Consider the following 22,401-nt stretch of genomic DNA (forward strand, 5'->3'; position numbering starts at 1 on the left):
CTGTCGCCAGGCCTTACTGGAATTCACGATGATTGATGAGCTCATCCACCACACTGGGATCGGCCAGCGTGGAGGTGTCGCCCAATTGATCGTGCTCGTTAGCCGCAATTTTACGCAAAATACGGCGCATAATCTTCCCTGACCGGGTTTTCGGCAAGCCCGGCGCCCACTGAATCACATCAGGTGACGCGATGGGACCGATTTCCTTGCGCACCCACTGTACCAGCTCCTTCTTGAGCTCGTCGGACGGCTCTTCACCCTGCACCAGAGTGACGTAGACGTAGATGCCCTGCCCCTTGATGTCGTGGGGATAGCCCACCACCGCGGCTTCAGCGACCAGATCGTGGGCCACCAGCGCACTTTCCACCTCGGCGGTGCCCAGGCGATGACCGGAGACGTTCAGAACGTCATCCACACGCCCGGTGATCCAGTAATAGCCGTCATCGTCGCGGCGGGCGCCATCACCGGTGAAGTACATGCCCTTGTAGGTGCTGAAATAGGTCTGGACGAAACGCTCGTGGTCGCCATAGATGGTACGCATCTGCCCCGGCCAACTGTCGAGGATCACCAGGTTGCCTTCGGTGGCTCCCTCCAGAACGTTGCCGTCATTGTCTACCAGCGCCGGCTGCACGCCAAAGAATGGCAGCGTCGCAGAGCCAGGTTTGAGATCAAACGCACCAGGCAGCGGTGAGATCAGGATACCGCCGGTTTCGGTCTGCCACCAGGTGTCCACGATCGGGCAGCGGCTGTCGCCGATGACCCGGTGGTACCATTCCCAAGCCTCGGGGTTGATGGGTTCCCCCACCGAGCCCAGCAGATGCAGGGACTCGCGGGTGGTGCCTGCCATACAGGACTCACCCTCGGCCATCAGGGCGCGGATCGCGGTCGGCGCTGTGTAAAGCACGTTCACCTTGTGCTTGTCCACCACCTGCCCCATGCGGGAGCTGTCCGGGTAGTTTGGCACCCCTTCAAACAGCACGGTGATGGCACCATTGGCCAACGGCCCATAGAGGATGTAACTGTGGCCGGTGACCCAGCCAAAGTCGGCGGTGCACCAGTAAACGTCGCCATCCTGATAGTCAAACACGTACTGGTGAGTCATGGACGCGTAAACCAGATAGCCGCCAGTGGTGTGCAGTACACCTTTGGGCGCCCCGGTGGAACCGGAGGTGTACAGCATGAACAGCGGGTCTTCGGCGTTCATCGGCTCCGGCGCACAATCGGCGGAGGCGTCCTTCATCAGCTCTTCGTAGCGTACATCCCGGCCTTCGTTCCAGGGCACATCGCCCTGGGTGCGGGACACCACCACAACTTTCTCGACACTGCCAAGGTTCTCATTCCGCAGGGCCGCATCGACATTCTTCTTCAGCGGGATCTTGCGACCGCCACGAACCCCCTCATCCGCGGTGATCACAAAACGGGATTTGCCGTTGTCGATCCGCGCTGCCAGCGCCTCTGGCGAAAAGCCACCGAACACCACCGAATGAATCGCACCAATGCGGGCGCAGGCCAGCATGGCGACGGCGGTTTCGACGATCATCGGCATGTAGATGGTGACCACATCCCCTTTCTTCACGCCCTGGGATTTGAGGACGTTGGCAAACTTGCAGGTCTCTTCGTGCAGTTCACGGTAGCTGACGTGACGGGACTCCGCCGGGTCGTCGCCCTCGAAGATGATGGCGGTCTGGTCGCCCCGGGTTGCCAGGTGACGGTCCAGGCAGTTGGAGGAGGCATTGAGCTCTCCGTCCTCGAACCATTTGATGGACAGGTTGTTGTAATCGTAGGTGGTATTTTTCACTTTAGTGTACGGCTTGATCCAATCAAGCCGTTTGCCGTGCTCGCCCCAGAACGCATCTGGTTCGTCGACTGACTGACGGTACATCTGATCGTACTGCTCCCGGGTGATCAGGGCCCGTTTGGCAAAATCCGGATTGACCGGGTAAACGTGCTTCTCAGTCATTGTGCTCCCCTCATTTTATTGTGAGTCTGTTCATCGTTGTGAGTATTGTAGTGAAAGCGCCACTGGGGCTATGGAGACGGATTCCCTATAGTTCACCATGCGGGCAGTTCGTCAATGAATTAGACCAACGTCCTAACAAAATGGCACTTGTGGATCAGGCCACTTGGGGGCTTTTTCGGTACCACACCCAAGCATAGACAGGAGACACGGGGAGTAAAGCAGGCCCCCGATGACGGGGGCCTGCCACGGCGTCAGGCGGCCTGACGGGTACGGCGGGACTTCAGGCTGTAGAGCTTGCGCTCTTTGAGGGCGTACTGGTTGAGACCGGCAAGATGGATCTTGCGCAGGTAATACTCCCAGTCGATGCGACGGGCATCCACCGGGAACAGGGCCTGATCAGCCGAACCCATGCGCTCGGACAGGGCCAGCAGCTGATCGTTCTGGAAAACGTAGTCAGGTGCCGTGTAGAACCCGAAGATCGTTGCCAGGGAGCGGGTGGTGTCCAGATTCTTCAACAGCGTCAGTTCCCGGGTGTGGCCAATGAACCTGAGCAGCCGGCCAGCCACCGACAATGGCAGGCGCGCACCGCTGATCAGGGCATCGAACAGACGCTGATCGATGGCCATGAACGGCTTGCGGGGCTGCCGATAGAACAGTTGATCGTAGGCGGCGTGATTGGTACGGGCCTCTTCCATCAGGTGGTCAATGAACTCGCCCAGGGTGATGGGATTACGACCGCCGCTGCAGCACTGGTAGATGCGGTGCTGCCCCGGCTCAGCGAGGGCTTCCGCCAGCGACAGGATGATGCTGTTGGCCACCAGATCCACCGGGATGACATCGATGACGCCAGTGCGCTTGCCCGGAAATACCGTTACCTTCTCGCGGGCATAGGCCAGGATAATGGCATCCGCTACCTTAACGCCCTCAATCCAGCCCGGCGCCGGCTCTTCCAACGCACTTTCAATAATGGAGGGCCGGAGGATGGTAAGTGACTTTCCGGCCAGGGCTTTCAGCAGCAACTGCTCTCCCAGCCACTTGGTAAAGGTGTAGGTGTCACTCCAGCCGTAGTGGTTTGCTTCGCGGATGCCAAGGTCCACCAGCTTGCGCTCCAGAACCTTGCCGGTGTAGCGGGCGCGGACATCGGCAATCTTGTCCTGCAGCAGTCGCACCAGGTCGTCAATCTCGTAATAGCCATCGTCATGACGCGGGATGTCGTCACCGGCTGGCGCCACCACCTGCTCCAGTGCGCTGCCGCTGTTCTTGCCATAGACGTAGCAGGTCGAAACCTGAATCACCGGCACATCGCCACCCGCCTGGGCAAAGGCGGTGATGTTGTTCAGGCACAGGGTGTTGATGGCCAGCGCCTTGTCGAGCTCTTCCCGGAAATTGACGCTGGCGGCTGAATTGATCACCGCGTCAACGCGCCCTGCCAGGGCGGTAAAGTCCTTTTCTGACAGCCCGAAGCGGGGCTCGGTCACTTCTCCGGTGACGCAATGGAGGCGGTTCTCGACAAAGTCATCAAAGCCGTCGGCATCCTCCAGCCGCAGGCGCTCAAACACCGAAGAGCAGGCAATTTCGTTCAGAAAGCGGTCACGGGCATCGGGGTGACGCTTGTTGCCCCGGATCAGCAGGTGAATGCCACCGATGTCCGGAACCGAGCGGATCAGCTTCTCCAGCACTACCTTGCCAAGAAAGCCGGTGGTGCCTGTGATCAGCACCTGTTTGCCCCGTAGCCGGGTCAGCACGTTGGAACTGGCTTCGTCAATCTCACAGGACGGTTCAGTCATGATGTGGAACTCCTTCTCTATAAGAGGTCAGTGTTTCTGGAAAATCGTCATGCATTCCGGTCATCCCTGAGCGTCGCTCGACCGAAAAGGTTTTGTTATCGCCGGGAGTCTCTTGATGGATCCCTTACTATCTCGGGAGTGGCGCAGACTGCGGCGACAGGCCGCGGCATTCCGCAACGTTTGCCGGGCGCTTGCCAGAAAAGCGTTTGCAGGAAGCAGGCCAGCCCCGTCAGATCAGGCCAATATTTGCACAGTGTGCATGACATTGCGGTGACATACAGCAAAGAAAAGCACCAACCCGGATTAAAGATTGGAGAGCCGTGACAAGTGTCTGAAAATCAAGCTTGGCGGGCCGCAGAGCGGTCAGTGACAGGGTGTCAATCCTCGCCCGGCTCGCGATTGCCGGAGGGTGACAGGGTCTGTAGAAACTCATCGAGGGAAACATCCGAAGGCTGCTCCCGCAACGCCCGGGTCAACTGGCTCTGGTCGCCAAAGCGAACCCGGTCATAGCGTGGCTCCAGCGGTTCCGACATTGATTTCGATGCAGTTTCCGGCATTGGCGTCGCCGTCTCGCCCGGGGCCACCCGGTCTGCCAGCTGGCGCAGGTGAACGGCCAGATGGGCGCGCTGATCGGCCGCCAGCGCTTCCCAGTCAAGGGCGGCGAGCCCAGTCTGCACGATCTCGATGGATTCACTGTCCAGACTGCGCCCCAACAGGGCAAACACGGCATTGAACGCCTCATAACGAAGCACCGCAGCATCCCCCTCGGCCGCCAGCAGGTCGCCCAACTGGCGCACCAGATCCCGACATTGCGCCTGAGGATCTTGAGGCACAGCGGCAACGTCACGACGCCCACGACTGGAGACCCGATGCCAGTAGGCTGCGACGCCGGCCTTGCGGGCTGGCAACTGGGCAAACCGCACCCCCAGCATGTCGGCCAGTGACCGGAACTGGCGGCACGACGGATCACTCTCCGGCAGCAGTGCTACCGGGCGCTGGGTTTGAATCGATTGCTGCAGGGTCTCATCCCGCCATACCGCCCCCAGGTAATGCAGGCGCACCCCAAGATGACGCTGCGAAGCGGCATCCAGTCGCTGGAACACCGACTGGGCCTGGCTCGCCCCCCGAGCCATATTGACCACCACGCTGGGCGTGCGGCCATAGCCACGACGCTTCAGGACCTTGAGCAGGGAGAAGGCATCTGTCAGTGAGGTCGGGTCCGGCGTCACCACCACACAGGCCAGAGCCGCAGCGGCAATCATGTGCAGGTTGACCGCCTGCAGACCAGCGGCGGTGTCGATCACTACATAGTCGTAGTTACGCTCCAGGCGCGCCAGCCCCTTCAGCAGTCCCAGGCTCTGGTCAGCATTGAGATTGAGGCACTCCTGAACCCCGGACGCCCCGGGGACAATATCGAGACCAAAGGGCCCCGACATCACCACGTCCTCCAGCTCACACTCACCGGCAACCACCTGCGCCAGACTGCGTTCGGGATAGCGCCCCAGCATGATGCTGACATTGGCAAGGTCGGTGTCACCGTCCAGCAACAATACCCGCACCCCCTCCCGGGACAGGGTCAAGGCCAGATTCAGGGCAATCGATGTCTTACCAACCCCACCCTTGCCACCAGTCACCGCCAGGATGCGGGGAATGTGGGTCCTGGTCGCAGAGGGTCTGGAAGATCCAGCCATGAGAGAAAGTCCGTTACCGCGAGTCATAGAACATCCAAAATCAGGTAACCCGTTTCCCGACCGTGTGGTCGCGGGCCGCCCGCAACCGAGTGTAACGCGACTTTTTGACAACCGGTAGGCAACGTCAGGCCAGATTAGCGTCAACGCCAAAGAGTTGACATGAATTTACAGTTCCGTTGCGCCAGATTTTTGTTCACATTGTGATCAGATAGGTGGTTATAAGGAATGCAAGTGTCACAACTATAATTTATGATTTGCGGAGCCTCAGATGAAACCAGCACATAATAAAAGTGAACGAAGCGTCACATAAGACGCCAATGGTGAGGGGCGCCACTAACCCTGGCAACACACCCCAGGACCGGCGCATTCCACGCCCTATTTTCTGAAGACTCGGCTGCGCAACCATCAACCATGGATCAGACCACACTGCCCGCTATTGACCTTCCAAGCCTGCCGGAGGTCAGCCTGAAAGCGCTGGAGGCTTGCCGTAATGGTGAAGGCCATCGTGCTATTGCGGCCATTCTGGCCAGCGATACCGGCCTTACGGCAAGGATACTGTCTCTCGCGAACTCATCCCTGTACGGCCGTTGCGGCACCATCCGCAGTCTGGACCAGGCCCTGTTGAGACTGGGCACCCGCCAGATCGAAACCCTGGTGCTGACCGCCGCCCTGCAGCAGCTGATGCAGGAGTTGGGCAGTGAACAATGGCAACAGCTGCGGGATTTCTGGCGCCACTCGCTGACCTCCGCTCTGCTGGCGAAAGCCCTCGCCACCCTGACCCGGTATCCCGAGCCCGCCGAAGCGTTCCTGCTAGGTATGCTGCACAACATCGGTGAACTGGTCGCACTGCGAGAGCCAGACCCGGACCGGCGACAGCGGCTGCTGCAACAACATCCCTTGCTGGCCGCCCGACTGGCCGAGGCCTGGGGGCTTGGTGCCATGGCTGCCGATGCCATGCGTCACCAGCAGGCACCACCAGACGACATTGGCGATGCCAGCCATCTGGTAAAGCTGATCAATCTGTCGACCCGTTTGGCCCTGTCCGACGCCGCCGGACTGCACTCAGCGATGACCGTCTTCGATCTGGGCGAGGAACTGACGCTGGAAATCAAGCGCCGCATCGATCATGAAGTAGACGCATTCGCCTTAACGCTTGATATCCCATTGGATGGCGACTATTCCCCTACGTCTGGCCGCCAGGCACTGCGACAAGCCGTGGCCGAGCAGGCGTTACTGGAACAGGCGCAGCCAGCCGCCAGCCTGCAACAAGCCGCGGCAACACTGACCCTGATCACCGGCCTGCCAGCCCTGAGCTTTGGTACTCAGGATGACGCTCTGGTGCTGCTGGGGCGCAGCCACGGCGACCTGCCCACCATGACGCTGGATGCCGAACCGGCGCACAGCGCGCTCACGCGGGCTTACGCAGACGGCCAGCCCGCCCCGATCAGCCCCGGCTCAGCCACCGTGCTGGACCAGCAACTGCTCGGCCTGCTGGGCACTGCCGCGCTGATCGCCCTACCGGTGGCCACAGAGGGCCAATCTTTCGGCGTCCTGGTTCTGGGTCTGAGCCAGCCAGAACAGCCAGCACCACCGCTGGCGATACGGTATTGCCAGCGCCTGGCTCGAGCCCTGGCCCTGCCCCAGCCAAGCCCGAGCGCTCCCCCTGCGGCAACCGCCGCCCTGCAACGCCAGATTCACGAAATCAGCAACCCGCTGACCATCGTTCGCCAATACGTACACCAGTTACAGCACCGCGCTCTGGCGGATGACCTGCAGCAGGATCTTACCGTTATCCGCGAAGAGCTTGAGCGCGCCAGCCGGTTACTGTTGCAGCTGGGCCAGCCGGACACCCCGGATACCCGCCCCGCCACCGACGCGGTGGAGCTGAACAGCGAGCTGGTCGCCCTACAGCCACTGTTCCGGGACAGCCTGTTCAGCAGCGACGACCGGGTGCTGGCTCTGGACCTGTGCCCTGTGGCCGCCGATATCACCGTGCCTCGCAGTCAGTTGCGCCAACTGATCATCAACCTGGTCCGCAACGCCGCCGAAGCGCTTGGTGAACGCGGACGGGTGTGGCTGCGCACCATTACCCCGGTCTGGCAGAATGGCCAACGCTGGGTCGAGTTGTCGGTGGAGGACGATGGCCCGGGGTTGCCGCCGGGCGTTCAGCAACGCTTGTTCCAGCCGGTATCCAGCACCAAGGGCTGCGGCCATAGCGGTCTTGGCCTTAGTATTACCAAACAGCTGGTGGATGACATGGAAGGCCACATCAGTTGCCGAACCGGAGACAGCGGCACTCAATTCCGGATACTGTTACCGGCAGCCGACCTTCCCGACCATTCCCGACAGACACAGGCCAGCGCAGATGACTAGGGACCTGCCCACCCACCTGAGCCGGGCCGAGCGCCCCGCCCAACTTCTGGTTGCAGACGATGACCAACGCCTGCTGGCAGGCCTTGCAGATCTGCTGCGCGGCGCCGGCCACACCGTCACCGAGGCCCTGGGTGGCCCCGCCGCCTGCGAAGCCCTGGACAACCAGGACTTCGACCTGGCCCTGCTGGATCTGCACATGCCGGAGATTGACGGCTACGAAGTCATGGCCCATGCCCAGGATGTTCAGCCGCACTGCGGAGTCATCGTTATCAGCGGCGAGAGCACCTTTACCTCTGTCAGTCGCGCCCTGCGCCGGGGTGCCCTGGATTACGTAAAGAAGCCCTTCGCCCCGGATGAGCTGCTGGAAACAGTTCGCAACGTGCTGGGGCAGCGCTCACTGATCCGCGACCACGCCAAGGTCCAGCATCGACTGAAAAAATCCGAGGCCCTGCACCGCTACCTGGTCAACAGCTCGCCTGACATCGTCTTTGTGCTCGACAAGGCCGGCCGCATCTGCTTCATCAACAACAAGGTCAACTCTCTGCTTGGCTACACCCCGACCGATCTGATCGGCGAGCATTTCGGCCTGCTGCTGGATGACCAGGATATCACTCGCGGCACCTACGCCCTCCAGGACGCCAGCGTCAGTGCCGACAACCCCCGCACGCTGGAGGTGCGGATGAAGACCCGGGGCAGCCGCCGGGCCAACCGCCACTTTGAGGTCACCGCCTTTCCCATCGACCCGGATACCTGGCCTCACACCAACGACCCGGAGGAACGCGCCATTGGCCAACGAGCCCGCATCTACGGCACCGCCCGGGATGTTACGGAACGCAAGGAGGCAGAAGCGTTCATCAATTTCCAAGCCTACCACGACCTGCTGACCCGCTTGCCCAATCGCGCGCTGTTCAAGGACAGGCTGAATCTGGCCATCACTCAGGCCCGACGCAACAGTCAGAAGCTGGCGGTGATGTTTCTCGACCTGGACCGTTTCAAGGTCATTAACGACACTTTGGGCCACGCCATGGGTGACCGGCTGCTGCAGGCGGTCACCCGCCGGCTGGAAGAGTGTTTGCGTCGGGGCGACACCCTGTCCCGGTTTGGTGGTGACGAGTTCACCCTGCTGCTGCCCGCAATTCACGGCAAGGAGGATGCCCGCCAGATTGCCAACAAGCTGATCCGTGCGCTGCAGCCGCCATTCCAGCTGGGCGATCACGAGGTCTTCGTCGGCATCAGCATTGGCATTGCCGTGTTTCCGGATGCCGGCGACTCTCTAGACCAGTTGATCCAGAACGCCGATATCGCGATGTATCACGTCAAGGGGAAAGGCAAGGGAGACTACCGCTTCTACTCCGACACCATGAGCATCGATACCGCCAACCGGCTCAGTCTGGAGCGGGATCTGCGGCTGGCGCTGGACCGGGACGAACTGCGGGTCCATTACCAGCCCCAGGTTTGTGCCAATACCAACCGGATTGTCGGCCTGGAAGCACTGGTTCGATGGCAACATCCAGAGCGCGGCCTACTGTACCCGCCGGATTTCCTGCCCCTCGCGGAGGAGACCAAGCTCATTGACGACCTCAGCGAACGGGTGCTGGCCAAGGCCTGTCACCAGGTGGGCCAGTGGATTCACGATGGTCACGACGACCTGCGGCTGGCCGTCAACCTGTCACCGATCCAGGTTGAACACCCGCGTTTTGTTCATACACTGATGGAGCAGCTGCGCACCTACCAGTTTCCGCCTCACAACCTGGAGATCGAGATCACCGAAAATGTGATCATGAACGATCTGGAACAGATCAGCCAAAAGCTTCGGGAGCTGGCAGACTATGGCGTGCGCATTGCCATTGATGACTTCGGTACCGGCTACTCTTCCCTCAACTACCTGCATCGGCTGCCAATCCACACCCTGAAAGTGGACCAGTCGTTCATCCGGGGCATTCGCAACAGCGAGGACGGCGCCTGCATTGTCAACGCCATTGTCGCCATGGCTCACGGTCTGAAACTGGAGATTGTGGCGGAAGGGGTCGAGACCGATGCCCAGTTGTGCTATCTGCGCCAGTTGGGCTGCCATCAGGTCCAGGGTTTCTTCTACGGCCCGGCCCAGCCAGCGGAGTTCATCCGCCGCAGTCTCAGCAGGGATCGTCTGGCGCAGAACGTCACTGCGGTGTAATGGGCAAAGCAACGTAGAGAGCAGTCGACTAGTCGTGAACCTTGACCTGGATGTCCGAAGGCAGGGTGACCGGCACATAGCGCTGCCAGATCCGCTGCATCTCGCCGGAGGCAACCAACGCCTCCAGGCGGGTGTCCAGCATGGCAATGAGCTCCGCCGGCATGTCCTGATCAACGACGAGGTAGACCGGGTAGTTGGGCACCACCGAGCTGATGTCCACCTCCCGCATGCAATCCCGCTGACCGTCGAAGTGACTCAGGTGATAGCGTAGCCGGGACGCCATTTCGACAAAACCGTCCACCCGCGACAGACTCACCAGTTCCAGTCCGGTCCTGAAGTTATCGGCCGGCACCAGGCGCAGCGTCTCGTCCGCTGACTCCAGCCCCGGGTAGCGGAAGTTCCGTAACGTCACCACAGAACGACCATGGAGATCCCGGACGGATCGAATCGGGCTGTCGATGGTCGGATTGCAGGTCAGCATCACGTGACGGGTAAGGAACAACGGCTCCATCAGGTATCGCCCCTTGCCCCGAAACGAATCCCAGACCGGCGCATCGAAGGCGATCCAGTTCTTGACCCGCCCCCTGGCAACCTCATGCAGCAGGCGATTGACCGGAAAGACATGATGGCGAACGGTTATCCCGGAACCTTCCACCAGCCGATCCACCACATCCGAGATAACCCCGCCGTGGCTTTGTCCTTCATGAACCACCTGAAAAGGCCCGGTCTTGTCCGCCACCACCAGATAATTGATGGTTGACTCAGAGCCCGCGTCATCGGGGAAAGTGCCCTCATCATCAGCAAAAACTCCCGCGGCGGCCATCATTCCGACCAGCGCCCAGCAAAACAATCTGTTTCCAGCTCGACTCACACAACGCCTCCAACGGCTCAGCAATCCTCCCGGATTGCCTTGCGCCTGGTAATTTCGGGGTCGGTCAGCCTCACCTGGCCGCAGTCAACGACCCTCCCCTGCCTGGAGCGCCCGCCCACCCCGAGTATAGTTGGCCTGATCGCCGATCACACACGGCACAGAGGCCCTGGCACACCTCACCCGGATTGTCGGACACTTGGAGTGCAAACGTTGAAGCAGTTTGCAAAGCGTAGCGAAACGTAACGCAATGTATCCGAAAATGAGGCCTGCTACACAAAACTCCTGCCATTGCTTCTCTAAGCTGCCAGCAGACACTCGCCACAATGGCAGAAAAAACCCGTATCCCAGACAACGCCGATACGGATCTGGCGCCAACGAAACCCTAGGCGCCACTGCTACTAACCACAACAACAGGCGGACACCAACATGCGCGACAAGTACAAATACATTGGCCCGGTCTACGACTTCCTGAGCAACCTGTACAGCGGCAAGAACATCCACCATTGCAAAACCGCGATGCTGGATGTGGAAACCGTCAAGCCGGGCGACCGGATTCTGTTTGCCGGCGTGGGCCATGGCCGTGACGCCATTCGCGCCGCGGAGCTGGGCGCAGAGGTCACCGTGGTGGACCTGTCCGAAACCATGCTGCGCAAGTTTGCCGATGCACTCCAGACCGACGCTCCCAATCTCAAGATACGCCGGGTCCATGGCGACATCATGAAAGTGGACGAGGTGGGACAGTACGACATGGTCGTGGCCAACTTCTTCCTCAACGTGTTCGACGAGGAGATGATGGTCAAGGTCCTCGAGCATCTGATCAAACTGGGCAAGGCCGACGCCAAGGTCGTCGTTGGGGACTTCTGCTACCCCACGGGCAACCTGTTGTCACGCCTGTTCAAGAAAGCCTACTGGTATCTGGCGGTGTTCATTTTCTGGCTGTTCGCCAACAACGCCTTCCACAAGATCTACAACTACCCCGAGCACATGCAGCGCCTGGGACTGCGGGTCACCACCAAGAAACACTTCAAACTGCTGAACATGGACTGCTACTGGTCAATATTGGGTCAGAAACAGGCCTAACCGACCGCCTCCCCTTCCCATCCAACAACAAAAGACACCGTGGGGACAGCAACAATGACGAATCAGATCCTGACGCTTGAAGCCGCGGACGGGCTTCAGGAGGGTAAGCTGAGTTTCACCGAGCGGGTGGACTACCTCAAGAAGTTCGGCACCCACTCCCAGTCCTTTTCAACCCTGCAACCGGACATGGATTACTTTGATCTGCCCGGGATTGGCTACATCGGCTTCATGCGCAAGTGGGGAATGACCTTCGTCCTGTCCGACCCGGTGACGGCTCCAGAGCATTTCGAGCTGATACTGGAACGCTTTCACCAGCGGTATCCGAATGCCTCCTACGTTCAGGTCACTGAGCCGGTGGTGGAGATCCTTCACCGGCGCTTCGGACTCTATGGCACCCAGTTCGGCAGTGAATCAAGGATCGACCTGGCCGCCTGGAGCCTCAAGGGCAAGAAGAAACAGACCATTCGTACCGCGCTCAACCAGGCAGAAAAGAACGGCATCACCGTCAGGGAACGTTTCAGTGACGATCATACCCGGGAAATCTCCGAGGCCTGGATTCGCACCCGCAAGTGCAAGAGCAATGAAATCCGCTTCCTGATCCGTCCCATGCAGATGACGTATCGGGAGAACGAGCGTCACTTCTATGCCTACCAGGACGGCAAAGCGGTGGGGTTTATCTACTTCGATCCGATCTACCACAACAACCGGATCATCAGTTACGTGCCTAACATCAGCCGGGCCAATGCCAACTTCCGCCAGGGCATCTTCTACACCCTGATGGCGCACGCCATGGAGGTATTCCAGGCCGAAGGGGTACCCTATCTCGATCTCGGCCTGATTCCACTGTCTCTGGACGACTCGCTTGAGCGCCAGGAGAGCCGGCTGCTGAAACGGCTGTTTCACCGACTCTACCAGCATGGCAACTTCCTCTATAACTTCAAGGGCCTGGAGTTCACCAAATCACGCTTCCGTGGCGATGTCAGCAAGACCTACTGCAGCCATCGCCGCAGCGTTCCGGCGTTGGAGTTCCTTGCCATGTTCAAGCTGACCCGGCTGCTGTAACCGGGCCGTCCCGATCACGCCGACTCAGGCTGCCAGTCAGCGACAAACGGGCCGTCGGCCAGATCCAGTCCAGCCATGAAGCACTCAACCCCGGTGGGAACGGCACCGGTGAACAGCGCCGCGACCAACGGTTGCGCCAGCACCGACTGCTCAGCTGTCGGCGCCATGTCCAAAAGATAGGCTACACGACGGGCGATGGCGTCACCGGAATCCACCCAGTAGCGGACCGTCGGCAGCAGGGAACGCAGAGCTTCGCTGATCAACGGGTAATGGGTGCAGCCCAGCACCACGGTGTCCACCTCCGCATTGCGAAACGGCGCCAATGCCTGGTCCAGTTGCGCCAGGGGCAGTTCGGCACCACCAACCCACTGTTCGATCCAACGCACCAGTTGCGGATGACCAATGCGGGTCAGTTGGCAATCGGCAGCATAATCCGCCACCAGCTGATCCAGGTACGGCCGACGAATCGTGGCGGGCGTCGCCAACAGCCCCAGGCAACGGTTGTCGGACAGCTGGGCCGCCGGTTTGATGGCCGGAACCACGCCCACCACCGGCAAGGCAATGCGCTGACGCAGCTCTGGCAGGACCACGGTACTGGCCGTGTTGCAGGCCACCACCACCATGTCGGCAGGATACACCGCCAGGGTCCGCTCCATCAGCTTAACCGAGTGCTCGACCACCGTCTCCTCGGCCTGGTCGCCATAGGGAAAGCGGGCGTTGTCCGCCAGGTACACCAGTTCCAGGGCCGGCAGGGTCCGGCGAATACAGCCGGCAACGCTCAATCCGCCCAGCCCGGAGTCAAACACCAGCACACGGGATGGTTTCAACGGCTAGACTCCGCCTGCAGCTCGGCGATCATCGCCGCAATCAGACGACCGGCAATGGTGGTGGGCGGCGGCACCGGCGGCAGGCTGTCGGGGTGGTACCAATCCGCTTCCACCAGCTCATCCTCCTGCAATACCAGTTCCCCACTGTCGTAATCGGCAAAGAAGCCGAGCATCAACTGATGGGGAAAGGGCCAGGGCTGGGAGGCCTGGTAACGCACGTTGCTGACCCGGAGTCCGGTTTCCTCCAGCACCTCCCGCTGCACGGCGGATTCCACCGACTCTCCCGCTTCCACAAAGCCGGCAATCAGGCTGAACATACGCTGCTTCATGCGCGTCGAGCGGGCCAGCAGGAAGCGGTCGCCTCGACAGATCACCACGATCACACAGGGCGCCAGACGGGGGTACCAGGGAATTTCACAGCTGCCACACCAGCGTGCCCGTTCGTGACTGTGGAAGCCGGTTTGCTGACCGCAGCGGCCGCAGAAACGGTGATCCTGAAACCACTGTTGCACCTGAAATGCGGTGCCCAGCAGTTCCGCAGGCGCATCCGGCTGGAACAACAGCGCATCACGCAGCGCCACCAGCTCCGCCGCCCCGGGCAGGCGATCTTCCGCCAGTTCCACCACATAGACCGGGCGATCTCCCAGCTGGCCCACGTGCACCGGCTCGGTGCCCTCCGCCAATGCCGGCTGGGCCTCCGGCCAGTCCAGCAACCAGCGTTCACCGACGGTCACGACCCGACCGTGACAAAAGCCGGCAACCACCGCATCGGGCCCGGGCGATACCCGGGTCCAGCCCGGCTCAAAGTCCATTGTCACCAGGATTCTCCCCTGAGGATTCTAAGCAGGCAATGTACCACAGCCGCTGCCGGGGCCTGAAGGCGCGACGACCCATGCTGCGGCTTTCCGCTACCGCCGCAAGCAAGTAAACTTAGCCCCTGTTTTTAAGACCGGAGCACACAACTTATGCGACTCTTCCCGAAAATTTGGGGCCTTTTCCTGACGGTTTTCCGGAAAGTTCTGTTTCTCTGGGTCCGGACCGACGTCAGTGGCGCTGACCGGGAAGAGCTGGCGCTGGAGGACGGCAAACCGGTCTGTTACGTGCTCCAGTACAGCTCCCTATCCAGCCGCCTGGTGCTGGAACAGGAAGTCCGACGAGCCGGTCTGCCCAGAGCAGAGGTGCCTTTGCCGCTGGAACAGGGCCCGGCCCAGTCTTTCGTGTTTCTGTACCGGCGGGTTGGCGGTCTGTTCAGCCGCCGCCAGGCTCCGCGACTGACACCTCAGATGGAGGCCCTGGTGCAGTATGGCCTGGCCCACCCCGAGCAGGACATCCAGGTGGTGCCGGTATCGCTGTTCTGGGGCCGCTCGCCAGACAAGGAAAAGTCGCTGTTCAAACTGCTGCTGTCAGACACCTGGTCGGTGGCCGGGCGCCTGCAGAAGCTGTTGATCATCCTGGTCCACGGCCGCAACACCTACGTCCAGTTCAATCGCCCGGTGTCCCTGCGACAGGTGGTGTCGGAGTACCAGGACAACGAGCCAAGAGCGATCCGCAAACTGGCCCGCATTCTCCGTACCCATTTCCGCCGGGTGCGTCAGGCGGTCCTCGGGCCGGACCTGTCTCATCGCCGCACGTTGGTTGAGGGCCTGGTCCGCACCCAGGCGGTCAAGGAGGCGATTCGGGAGACTGCCCGTCGCGACGATATTCCCCCAGAGAAAGTTCGCGCCAAGGCCCGTAAGTACGCCGATGAGATCGCGGCCAGCATGTCCATCGTCACCATCCGCTTTCTGGAGGTGGTGCTGAGCTGGCTGTGGAACCGGATCTACAACGGCATCGCCATCAACAACATCGAAGTGGTCAAGGATGTTGCCCAGGACAACGCCGTGGTCTATGTGCCCTGTCATCGCTCCCACATCGACTATCTGCTGCTGTCCTACGTGCTCTACAAGAATGGCCTGATGCCACCGCACATTGCCGCCGGCATCAACCTCAACATGCCGGTGGTGGGCCCGATCCTGCGTCGCGGTGGCGCCTTTTTCATGCGCCGCAGTTTCCGCGACAACCCGCTCTACGCCACCGTGTTCAACGAGTACATGCACGTGATGTTCTCCCGCGGCTATTCGGTGGAATACTTTGTCGAAGGTGGCCGCAGCCGCACCGGTCGCATGCTGCCGCCGCGGCCGGGCATGCTGTCGATGACCGTGCGCAGCTTCCTGCGCGACCACCGCAAGCCCATCGTATTCGTGCCGGTTTACATCGGCTACGAGAAAGTGATGGAAGGCCGCTCCTATCTGGGCGAACTCCGGGGCAAGAAGAAGCAGAAAGAAAGCGTGCTGGGGCTGGCCAAGACCGTGCGCAAGCTCAGCAATTCATTTGGTCGGGTTGCGGTCAACTTTGGCGAGGCCATCCACCTGTCCGACGTGCTTGATGACACTCACGCCAGCTGGCGTCAGGAGGCCTACGACGCCGACTATCGTCCCAGCTGGCTCAACCAGGCGGTGGAAAACCTGTCGCTTCAAGTGGCCAACCGCATCAACGCCTCGGTGGCCGTCAACCCCATCGGCATGACCGCCACCGTACTGCTCAGCACCGAGCGCCTGGCGATGGACGAGCGCCAACTGGTAAGGCTGATGGACCAGTTTGCAGAGCTGCTCAAGGCCTTCCCCTACGCCGACACCGTGACCCTTCCGGACGGCAGCGGCCAGGACTGGCTGGCCTACTGTGAAAGCATGGGGCTGGTCACCCGGCAACCCCAGAAGCTGGGTGACATCATCGGTCTGGAGGGCAGCAATGCCATACTGATGACCTACTACCGCAACAACATCCAGCACCTGTTTGCGTTACCGGCGCTGATCGCCTGCCTGTTCGAGAACAACCGCTCCCTGTCCCGGGACAAGGTGGTCACCCTGTGCAGCCTGGTGTACCCCTACATCCAGTCAGAGCTGTTCCTGCACTACCCCGCTGACAATGCCGAGCCGGCGTTCCACCAGTGGATCGACATACTGGTGGACAAGGGTCTGTTGCGGGCTGATGGCGACCGGCTGTGCCGTCCCGAAGAAGGCACCGACGCCATGCTGCGGTTGCGCAGCCTGTCCCGCTTCATCATCCAGACCCTGGAGCGCTACCACATCGCCATTGCCATTCTCAGGCGCTACGGCTCGGGCAAAATCAGTGCCGCGGAGCTTGAGGAACAGAGCACCCTGCTGGCGGAGCGGATGTCGATTCTGTTTGGTCTCAACGCACCGGAATTTTTCGACAAGACCCTGTTCCGCAACTTCATTGCCAACCTACAGAAGAATGGTGTACTGACCACCGACGACAACGGCCAGCTGTGTTACTCCGAGGGATTGGATGAAGTGGCGGAAGACGCCCGACTGGTGCTGACAGTGGAAAAACGCCAGGCGATCCAGCAGGTCACCATGCTCGGCGCCTGAAGGCGCCGGTGACGGTCGATTACTGAGGCAAGGCCTTGATCGGATAGATGTCGTAGCGGCTGCTTTTGCCTTCCAGGCGGGTGGCCGGTTCCGGGCCCTCAATGGCTGGCGCCTTTCGCGGCCGCTTCACCACCACCCGGTAGCGCGCCGCCGCCAATGCGGCCGTCAGCAGGGCCGGCGCGTCATCATCGTCGCCCACCACCGGCCGAAACAGCTGCATTTCCTTTTTCACCTGTGCCGCCTTGTCGCGGTGCGGAAACATCGGGTCCAGGTACACCACGTCCGCGACCGGCGCATCGGCCTGGCTGAGCCAGTCGATACTGCTGCCAGCCTGGAGCGTCATTCGGCTCAGTACCGGCGCAGCCTGCTCGTTCAGTAGCCCCCGCTGCAAGCCATCCGCCAGCAGGGCATGAATTATCGGGGAACGCTCAAACAGCGTCATCTCGCAGCCCAGACCCGCCAGCACGAACGCATCCTGGCCCAGACCGGCGGTGGCATCCAGCACATGGAGGCTGTGACGGGTTTTCTGCAGCCCGACGGCGCGGGCAACCAGTTGCCCGGTGCCACCGCCGTGTTCGCGACGATAGCCGGCCTTGCCTCGGGCAAATTCCGCCCGCACCGGACCCGGTGCTTTTTTCCCGGTCATCTGCAGGCCAAGCCCCAGATCGTCGAAGAACAAGAGAAGGGCATGACTGCTAACGTGGCGAGGCTCTACCTTGCCAAGGAACGGCAGGTCAAGCTGTTGAGAGAGGGACTGGGCTGCCAGCGCATCCCCGAGGGGACCGCAGGCCACGGCAATGGAACCAGGATCAGGCATCAGACGCGGATATCAATCCCCGCCAGTTCCACATCCCGGCCTTCACGCTGGGACGCGACATCGGCAAAAGTGTTCAATGCCTTGGACGCATTAAGTGGCAGCTCGTCAGCGCGGAAACGCTCCAGCTGAACATCTTCGGCCGCACGACGGGCTTCCACCCGACGGGTACCAAGCTCACCACGATCGTCCGCCGGTCCCTGGGCCGCGTTTACCGCGGGCGCAGCAAGATCCTGACGGACCTCCTCGGAGCTCTGATCCGGGGTGGCCGCCGGCGTTCGCGCCGCATCCGAGCGCTCACGCAGCTGCGCGTTGCCAGGTTGCAGGGGATAATTGGCGCCGGAACCGATACCGTTAATCATGGGATTCTCAACCAATAGATGCCGGCTTGAACATCAAAAGCCGTGTCCAGAATGAACGGCCTGGTCGTCAGGCTGGAGGTCGTACCCCCACACCGACAGACGTCAGGCCACTCCAGTATGAAAGGGTTTGGCCAAAAACGGAAGCCCAATGTTCATTTTTTCGCCAGCTCAAAAAAACGCTACCACAGCATGAGCAGTAACAGGCCGCCCAGCAATAACCGATAAATGACGTAGGGCATCAGCCCCAGCCGCTCCAGAAACTTCAGGAACAGATGGATGCACAATACCGCGCTGACAAAGGACAGCGCGGTGCCCAGACCGATCGACAGCCAGTCGGCACCTTCGCCCTGCCCGATCAGCTCAACGGTCTTGAGCATGCCGGCGGCCGCGATCAGCGGTATCGATAACAGGAACGAAAAGCGTGCGGCGGCATCCCGGCCAAAGCCCAGGAACAGCGCCGCAGTCATGGTAATACCGGAGCGCGAGGTCCCAGGAATCAGGGCCAGGGCCTGGGCCAGACCGATGATAAGGGCATCACGCCAGCGCAGGCTCTCGATCCCCCGCTGTCGGCGCCCAATCGCATCGGACCACCAGAGCACCAGACCAAAGCCAATGGTGGACGCAGCAATCACCAGACCGGAACGCAGCTGGGACTCGATCAAACCTTCAAACAGAATACCGGCAAGCCCTGCCGGAATGGTAGCGACAATGATGGCCCAGGCCAATCCACTGTCCGCGCCAATGCGGCCACGGGCAGTATCGCCCAGCCAGTGTCCGGCCAGCCGCCATACGTCCTGACGAAAGTACCACACCACCGCGACCAGGGTGCCAACATGGACGGCAACGTCAAACGCCAGGCCCTGGTCGGGCCAGCCCAGCAGTTGCGACGGCAGGATCAGGTGGGCAGAGCTGCTGATGGGCAGGAACTCGGTAAGCCCCTGAATGATGGACAGCACGATGATGTGCCACAGTTCCATGGCGAGGATCTCCGAAAGGCCGGGGTGGCCTAGCGGCCAGGCAGTTTTTTCCAGGCAACGGTGTTACGCAGATACACTGGCTGAGCGTCATTGGCAGCCACACCGGGTTCGCCACGGGCCAGGCTCTGCGCCGCCAATCGAGCCACCCAGCCAGCGCGAGGAACGAGGCTGTCATCAATCCGGGCCATCGCGGCGGGCACCTCCTCGGACATCCTTTCGCGATACTGCCAACCGGACCCGACGCCATACCAGCGTTGAGGGCCGTCCGGCAGCTCGACCTGCTCCGGAGCGCAAACCCGCTCCTCGGCAATGGCCAGCGGAAAGCCGTCCCGGATCTCGAAACCGCCGAGGTACACCTCGTCCATGCGGGCATCGAAAGCGACGGCAACCCCATCGCCTTCCGCCAACGCCAATTGCTCACAGGCGTCCGCGGCCACGGCCGCCAGTGAAGATACCGGAACCACCGGCACCTTGAGCCCATAGGCCAGGCCCTGAATCACCCCGGTGGCAATGCGCAGACCGGTGAAGGAACCGGGCCCCCGGGCAAAAGCCAGGGCATCCAGGTCCGCCGGCACCAGACCCGCGTCCGCCAGCAACTGCCGGATCATCGGCATCAGCAGGCGGGTATGGCCCCGTGGCGCGAGCTCAAATCGTTCACTGAGTTGGCCATTGTTCCAGAGAGCTGCAGAGCAGCCCTCGGACGACGTGTCCAGCGCCAGCAGGGTCAGGGTCTTGGTCACAGGGTTACTTCAACTGGCTGAGGATGGCGTCACGGATGTCGTCAAGGGAACCGATACCCTCAACCCGGACGTACTTGGGTGCGGCATTGTCCTTGCCGGCCCAGTCCTGATAGTAGTCCACCAGCGGCGCGGTCTGGCTGTGGTATACCTCAAGGCGCTTGCGAATGGTGTCTTCCTTGTCGTCTTCGCGCTGGATCAGCGGCTCGCCGGTTTCATCATCCCGGCCTTCCACCTTGGGGGGATCGTACTTGACGTGGTAAGTGCGGCCACTGGCCTCGTGCACACGACGGCCGGACAGGCGACTGACGATTTCTTCGTCCTCAACGGCGATCTCAACAACGTAATCGATGCCAATCCCCTGGTCCTTGAGTGCCTCAGCCTGGGGGATGGTGCGCGGGAAGCCATCCAACAGGAAGCCGTTCTTGCAGTCTTCCTGTGTCACCCGCTCCTGGATCAGACCAATGATGATGTCATCAGATACCAGACCACCGGTGGCCATGATTTCCTTGACTTGCAGACCCAGCTCGGACTCGGCCTTCACCGCGGCACGCAGCATATCGCCGGTGGAGATCTGGGGAATGTCGAAGCGCTCGGTAATGAACTGTGCCTGGGTTCCCTTGCCGGCTCCCGGCGCGCCTAACATGATCACTCGCATATCGTTGTGCTCCCGTTATCTTGATTATCGTTAAAAAGCGGTTGCAAAACCCTGGGGCTTTGCGACCGCCTCTTGGACGGACTGAGGCAAAATGGAGCCGGCATTATACGAAGTCCACCCTGTGAGAGAAAGTGGACCTCCGTCGCATTAAAGACAGCCGCTTGTTCCAGGACATCACGCCGTGAGAGATTGGGCCAGGGTATCGAGGTCACCGGAGACCCGCTCCATCTCCTGGTTGAGGCGGTTCAGGTCCGAGTCATCCAGCCCCAACCGCGCCAGCAATGGAGCAGTATCCTCAGGATTGAATTCGTCGCCGATGCCCTGTTCCTTGAGCATCGCGTTGGCCAACTGGACCATCAGTACATAGTTCTCATGGTCGCCGTGGTAGTCCAGCTGCTGATGCACCCCGGCTGCCTTGACGACAGCATCGGGCAACTGCCACAGACGATGCAGAATGCCACCAATTGCACCATGGCCGACGGTCAGCATATCGTGCTGCTGGCTGCCGCCGAACACCTGCTGCTCCAGTGAACGCATGCTGGCTTCGGGATTGGCTTCCCGCATCGCATTCAGTTCATCGAACTCGGCCGGGAACAGATGGCCGATCAATAACAGCCCAAAGTTGTGCAGCAGCCCGCAAAGGTAGGCCAGGCTCTTGTCACCACCACAACGCTGCGCCAGATGCTGGCACAGGAAGGCGCAGTACAACGAATGACGCCAGAACTGGTCCATCCCCAGCATACCCTCACGCGGGACATCAAACGCCCGCACCGAGGCGATACCCATGGCAACGTGGGCCACCCGGTCAAAACCGAGCACCCGGGTGACGGCCTCCTGGACTGACTGGATCTGGCCGGGGTAGTTGAACAGCGCCGAACGGGCGTAGCGAAGAATCTGGGCGGTGAGGCTGGGATCAAGTTCAATCAGGTCCGCCAGTTCCCGGGCCGATGCCTCAGGGTTTGCGGTCAAACGCAGAATCCGCAGTGCCAGCGCCGGCATCGGCGGCAACCGGTAGAGCTTCTGCAGCTGAGTAGCGACATCGTCAAGACTGAGCGCGGTCTGACTGCCAGCGCCGGGACCACGGATCACCACATGGGCCTCATGGGCATCCGCCAGCGCCAGCTTCAGGTTGCGACGGTCCAGGCGCACCAGCGAACGGTCGGTGCCGGAGCTGAGCAACGCATGCTCCAGGGTGAGCACGTCCTGGTCCACCAACACGGTCAGACCATAGGCCGCACCGACAGGCGGGTGAAACCCGGGATCACAATCGCTGAACAGCCGATCTGCCTGCTGACTGCTCAGGGGCTGCAAGCGGCGCCCTGTCAGCTCGGTCATCAATTCCTCATCGAGGGCGGTATCGAATGGATGTACCACCATCACTACGCCCTGCAGGTCTATCATCAGCGTGGCCTGCAGGATGTTGCCCTGGGCCTCACCACTGGCGATCACCGCAGCATCGAGGTTGGCCATCGGCTCAAGGGCAATGTCCTCAAACGCGATGCCCTTGCGGGTCAGGTACTGTTGCAGTCTCGGGGCCAGTGCCAACGCGGTCTCCTGATTGTCATCTCCGGCGGTCGGCCGATACTACCAGCGCCCCG

17 protein-coding genes are annotated in these 22,401 nt (G+C 61.1%); 5 read left to right on the forward strand and 12 right to left on the reverse strand.

Features of this window, described 5'->3' with window-relative positions; translation table 11 throughout:
- Positions 1–13: 13 nt before the first annotated feature.
- The 3 genes from acs to J2887_RS15755 all read right to left on the reverse strand — a co-directional run bounded on the left by acs (position 14) and on the right by J2887_RS15755 (position 5,438).
- Complete coding sequence (acs, locus tag J2887_RS15745) at positions 14–1,960, reverse strand: acetate--CoA ligase (protein ID WP_227172047.1); 1,947 nt, start codon at positions 1,958–1,960, stop codon at positions 14–16.
- 251 nt (positions 1,961–2,211) lie between these two features.
- On the reverse strand, positions 2,212–3,747 hold the full coding sequence (locus J2887_RS15750) for a fatty acyl-CoA reductase (protein WP_227172048.1): 1,536 nt from the start codon (positions 3,745–3,747) through the stop codon (positions 2,212–2,214).
- Positions 3,748–4,124: 377 nt separating this feature from the next.
- Positions 4,125–5,438, reverse strand: a complete 1,314-nt coding sequence (locus J2887_RS15755) for an AAA family ATPase (RefSeq protein WP_227172049.1) — start codon at positions 5,436–5,438, stop codon at positions 4,125–4,127.
- A 411-nt stretch (positions 5,439–5,849) separates the two neighbouring features.
- On the opposite strand from J2887_RS15755, the gene J2887_RS15760 reads away from it, so the two are divergent.
- Positions 5,850–7,811 carry an HDOD domain-containing protein gene (locus J2887_RS15760; RefSeq protein ID WP_227172050.1) on the forward strand — a complete coding sequence of 654 codons (1,962 nt, stop codon included), beginning with the start codon at positions 5,850–5,852 and terminating at the stop codon, positions 7,809–7,811.
- The gene (locus J2887_RS15765; RefSeq protein ID WP_227172051.1) at positions 7,804–9,984 is read left to right on the forward strand and encodes an EAL domain-containing protein; all 2,181 of its coding nucleotides are present in this window, start codon (positions 7,804–7,806) and stop codon (positions 9,982–9,984) included. The genes J2887_RS15760 and J2887_RS15765 overlap by 8 nt, the downstream gene beginning before the upstream one ends.
- Positions 9,985–10,012: 28 nt before the next feature.
- On the opposite strand, the gene J2887_RS15770 is transcribed toward J2887_RS15765, so the two are convergent.
- A complete protein-coding gene (locus J2887_RS15770) occupies positions 10,013–10,810 on the reverse strand; it encodes a substrate-binding periplasmic protein (protein ID WP_227172052.1) in 798 nt (265 codons plus the stop codon).
- Between the two features lie 471 nt (positions 10,811–11,281).
- Here J2887_RS15770 and J2887_RS15775 point away from each other — a divergent pair, with 471 nt between their 5' ends.
- Together J2887_RS15775 and J2887_RS15780 are read left to right on the forward strand one after the other, a co-directional pair.
- Complete coding sequence (locus J2887_RS15775; RefSeq protein ID WP_227172053.1) at positions 11,282–11,935, forward strand: class I SAM-dependent methyltransferase; 654 nt, start codon at positions 11,282–11,284, stop codon at positions 11,933–11,935.
- 54 nt (positions 11,936–11,989) lie between these two features.
- A complete protein-coding gene (locus J2887_RS15780) occupies positions 11,990–12,997 on the forward strand; it encodes a DUF2156 domain-containing protein (protein WP_227172054.1) in 1,008 nt (335 codons plus the stop codon).
- A 14-nt stretch (positions 12,998–13,011) separates the two neighbouring features.
- Here J2887_RS15780 and murI read toward each other — a convergent pair whose 3' ends face one another.
- Positions 13,012–13,824, reverse strand: coding sequence for a glutamate racemase (murI, locus tag J2887_RS15785; protein ID WP_227172055.1), 813 nt, complete (start codon positions 13,822–13,824; stop codon positions 13,012–13,014).
- Complete coding sequence (nudC, locus tag J2887_RS15790; protein ID WP_416381919.1) at positions 13,821–14,636, reverse strand: NAD(+) diphosphatase; 816 nt, start codon at positions 14,634–14,636, stop codon at positions 13,821–13,823. The genes murI and nudC overlap by 4 nt, the downstream gene beginning before the upstream one ends.
- 153 nt (positions 14,637–14,789) lie before the next feature.
- Between nudC and plsB the strand changes: the two genes are divergently transcribed.
- Entirely contained in the window at positions 14,790–17,255 is a 2,466-nt protein-coding gene (gene plsB, locus J2887_RS15795; RefSeq protein ID WP_227172057.1) for a glycerol-3-phosphate 1-O-acyltransferase PlsB, read from the forward strand.
- A gap of 19 nt (positions 17,256–17,274) precedes the next feature.
- Here plsB and J2887_RS15800 read toward each other — a convergent pair whose 3' ends face one another.
- The 6 genes from J2887_RS15800 to J2887_RS15825 all read right to left on the reverse strand — a co-directional run bounded on the left by J2887_RS15800 (position 17,275) and on the right by J2887_RS15825 (position 22,348).
- Positions 17,275–18,072: a class I SAM-dependent methyltransferase gene (locus J2887_RS15800; RefSeq protein WP_227172058.1), complete on the reverse strand. Its 798-nt coding sequence runs from the start codon at positions 18,070–18,072 to the stop codon at positions 17,275–17,277.
- Complete coding sequence (locus J2887_RS15805; protein ID WP_227172059.1) at positions 18,072–18,431, reverse strand: UDP pyrophosphate phosphatase; 360 nt, start codon at positions 18,429–18,431, stop codon at positions 18,072–18,074. The genes J2887_RS15800 and J2887_RS15805 overlap by 1 nt, the downstream gene beginning before the upstream one ends.
- Before the next feature lie 179 nt (positions 18,432–18,610).
- Entirely contained in the window at positions 18,611–19,408 is a 798-nt protein-coding gene (locus J2887_RS15810; RefSeq protein WP_227172060.1) for an undecaprenyl-diphosphate phosphatase, read from the reverse strand.
- A gap of 29 nt (positions 19,409–19,437) precedes the next feature.
- Complete coding sequence (gene tsaB, locus J2887_RS15815; RefSeq protein ID WP_227176150.1) at positions 19,438–20,136, reverse strand: tRNA (adenosine(37)-N6)-threonylcarbamoyltransferase complex dimerization subunit type 1 TsaB; 699 nt, start codon at positions 20,134–20,136, stop codon at positions 19,438–19,440.
- A 16-nt stretch (positions 20,137–20,152) separates the two neighbouring features.
- Entirely contained in the window at positions 20,153–20,803 is a 651-nt protein-coding gene (adk, locus tag J2887_RS15820) for an adenylate kinase (protein WP_227172061.1), read from the reverse strand.
- A gap of 174 nt (positions 20,804–20,977) precedes the next feature.
- Positions 20,978–22,348 carry an HDOD domain-containing protein gene (locus J2887_RS15825; RefSeq protein WP_227172062.1) on the reverse strand — a complete coding sequence of 457 codons (1,371 nt, stop codon included), beginning with the start codon at positions 22,346–22,348 and terminating at the stop codon, positions 20,978–20,980.
- Positions 22,349–22,401 lie beyond the last annotated feature (53 nt).

The organism is Marinobacter sp. CA1 (genome assembly GCF_020546665.1).
GTDB classification, from domain to species: Bacteria; Pseudomonadota; Gammaproteobacteria; order Pseudomonadales; family Oleiphilaceae; genus Marinobacter; species Marinobacter xestospongiae.

Excerpts from the sequence above, each read along its gene's own strand:
- acs (WP_227172047.1), bottom strand. The coding sequence starts at position 1,960 with ATGACTGAGAAGCACGTTTACCCGGTCAATCCGGATTTTGCCAAACGG.
- J2887_RS15750 (WP_227172048.1), bottom strand. The coding sequence starts at position 3,747 with ATGACTGAACCGTCCTGTGAGATTGACGAAGCCAGTTCCAACGTGCTG.
- J2887_RS15755 (WP_227172049.1), bottom strand. The coding sequence starts at position 5,438 with ATGGCTGGATCTTCCAGACCCTCTGCGACCAGGACCCACATTCCCCGC.
- J2887_RS15760 (WP_227172050.1), top strand. The coding sequence starts at position 5,850 with ATGGATCAGACCACACTGCCCGCTATTGACCTTCCAAGCCTGCCGGAG.
- J2887_RS15765 (WP_227172051.1), top strand. The coding sequence starts at position 7,804 with ATGACTAGGGACCTGCCCACCCACCTGAGCCGGGCCGAGCGCCCCGCC.
- J2887_RS15770 (WP_227172052.1), bottom strand. The coding sequence starts at position 10,810 with ATGATGGCCGCCGCGGGAGTTTTTGCTGATGATGAGGGCACTTTCCCC.
- J2887_RS15775 (WP_227172053.1), top strand. The coding sequence starts at position 11,282 with ATGCGCGACAAGTACAAATACATTGGCCCGGTCTACGACTTCCTGAGC.
- J2887_RS15780 (WP_227172054.1), top strand. The coding sequence starts at position 11,990 with ATGACGAATCAGATCCTGACGCTTGAAGCCGCGGACGGGCTTCAGGAG.
- nudC (WP_416381919.1), bottom strand. The coding sequence starts at position 14,636 with ATGGACTTTGAGCCGGGCTGGACCCGGGTATCGCCCGGGCCCGATGCG.
- plsB (WP_227172057.1), top strand. The coding sequence starts at position 14,790 with ATGCGACTCTTCCCGAAAATTTGGGGCCTTTTCCTGACGGTTTTCCGG.
- J2887_RS15800 (WP_227172058.1), bottom strand. The coding sequence starts at position 18,072 with ATGCCTGATCCTGGTTCCATTGCCGTGGCCTGCGGTCCCCTCGGGGAT.
- J2887_RS15805 (WP_227172059.1), bottom strand. The coding sequence starts at position 18,431 with ATGATTAACGGTATCGGTTCCGGCGCCAATTATCCCCTGCAACCTGGC.
- J2887_RS15810 (WP_227172060.1), bottom strand. The coding sequence starts at position 19,408 with ATGGAACTGTGGCACATCATCGTGCTGTCCATCATTCAGGGGCTTACC.
- adk (WP_227172061.1), bottom strand. The coding sequence starts at position 20,803 with ATGCGAGTGATCATGTTAGGCGCGCCGGGAGCCGGCAAGGGAACCCAG.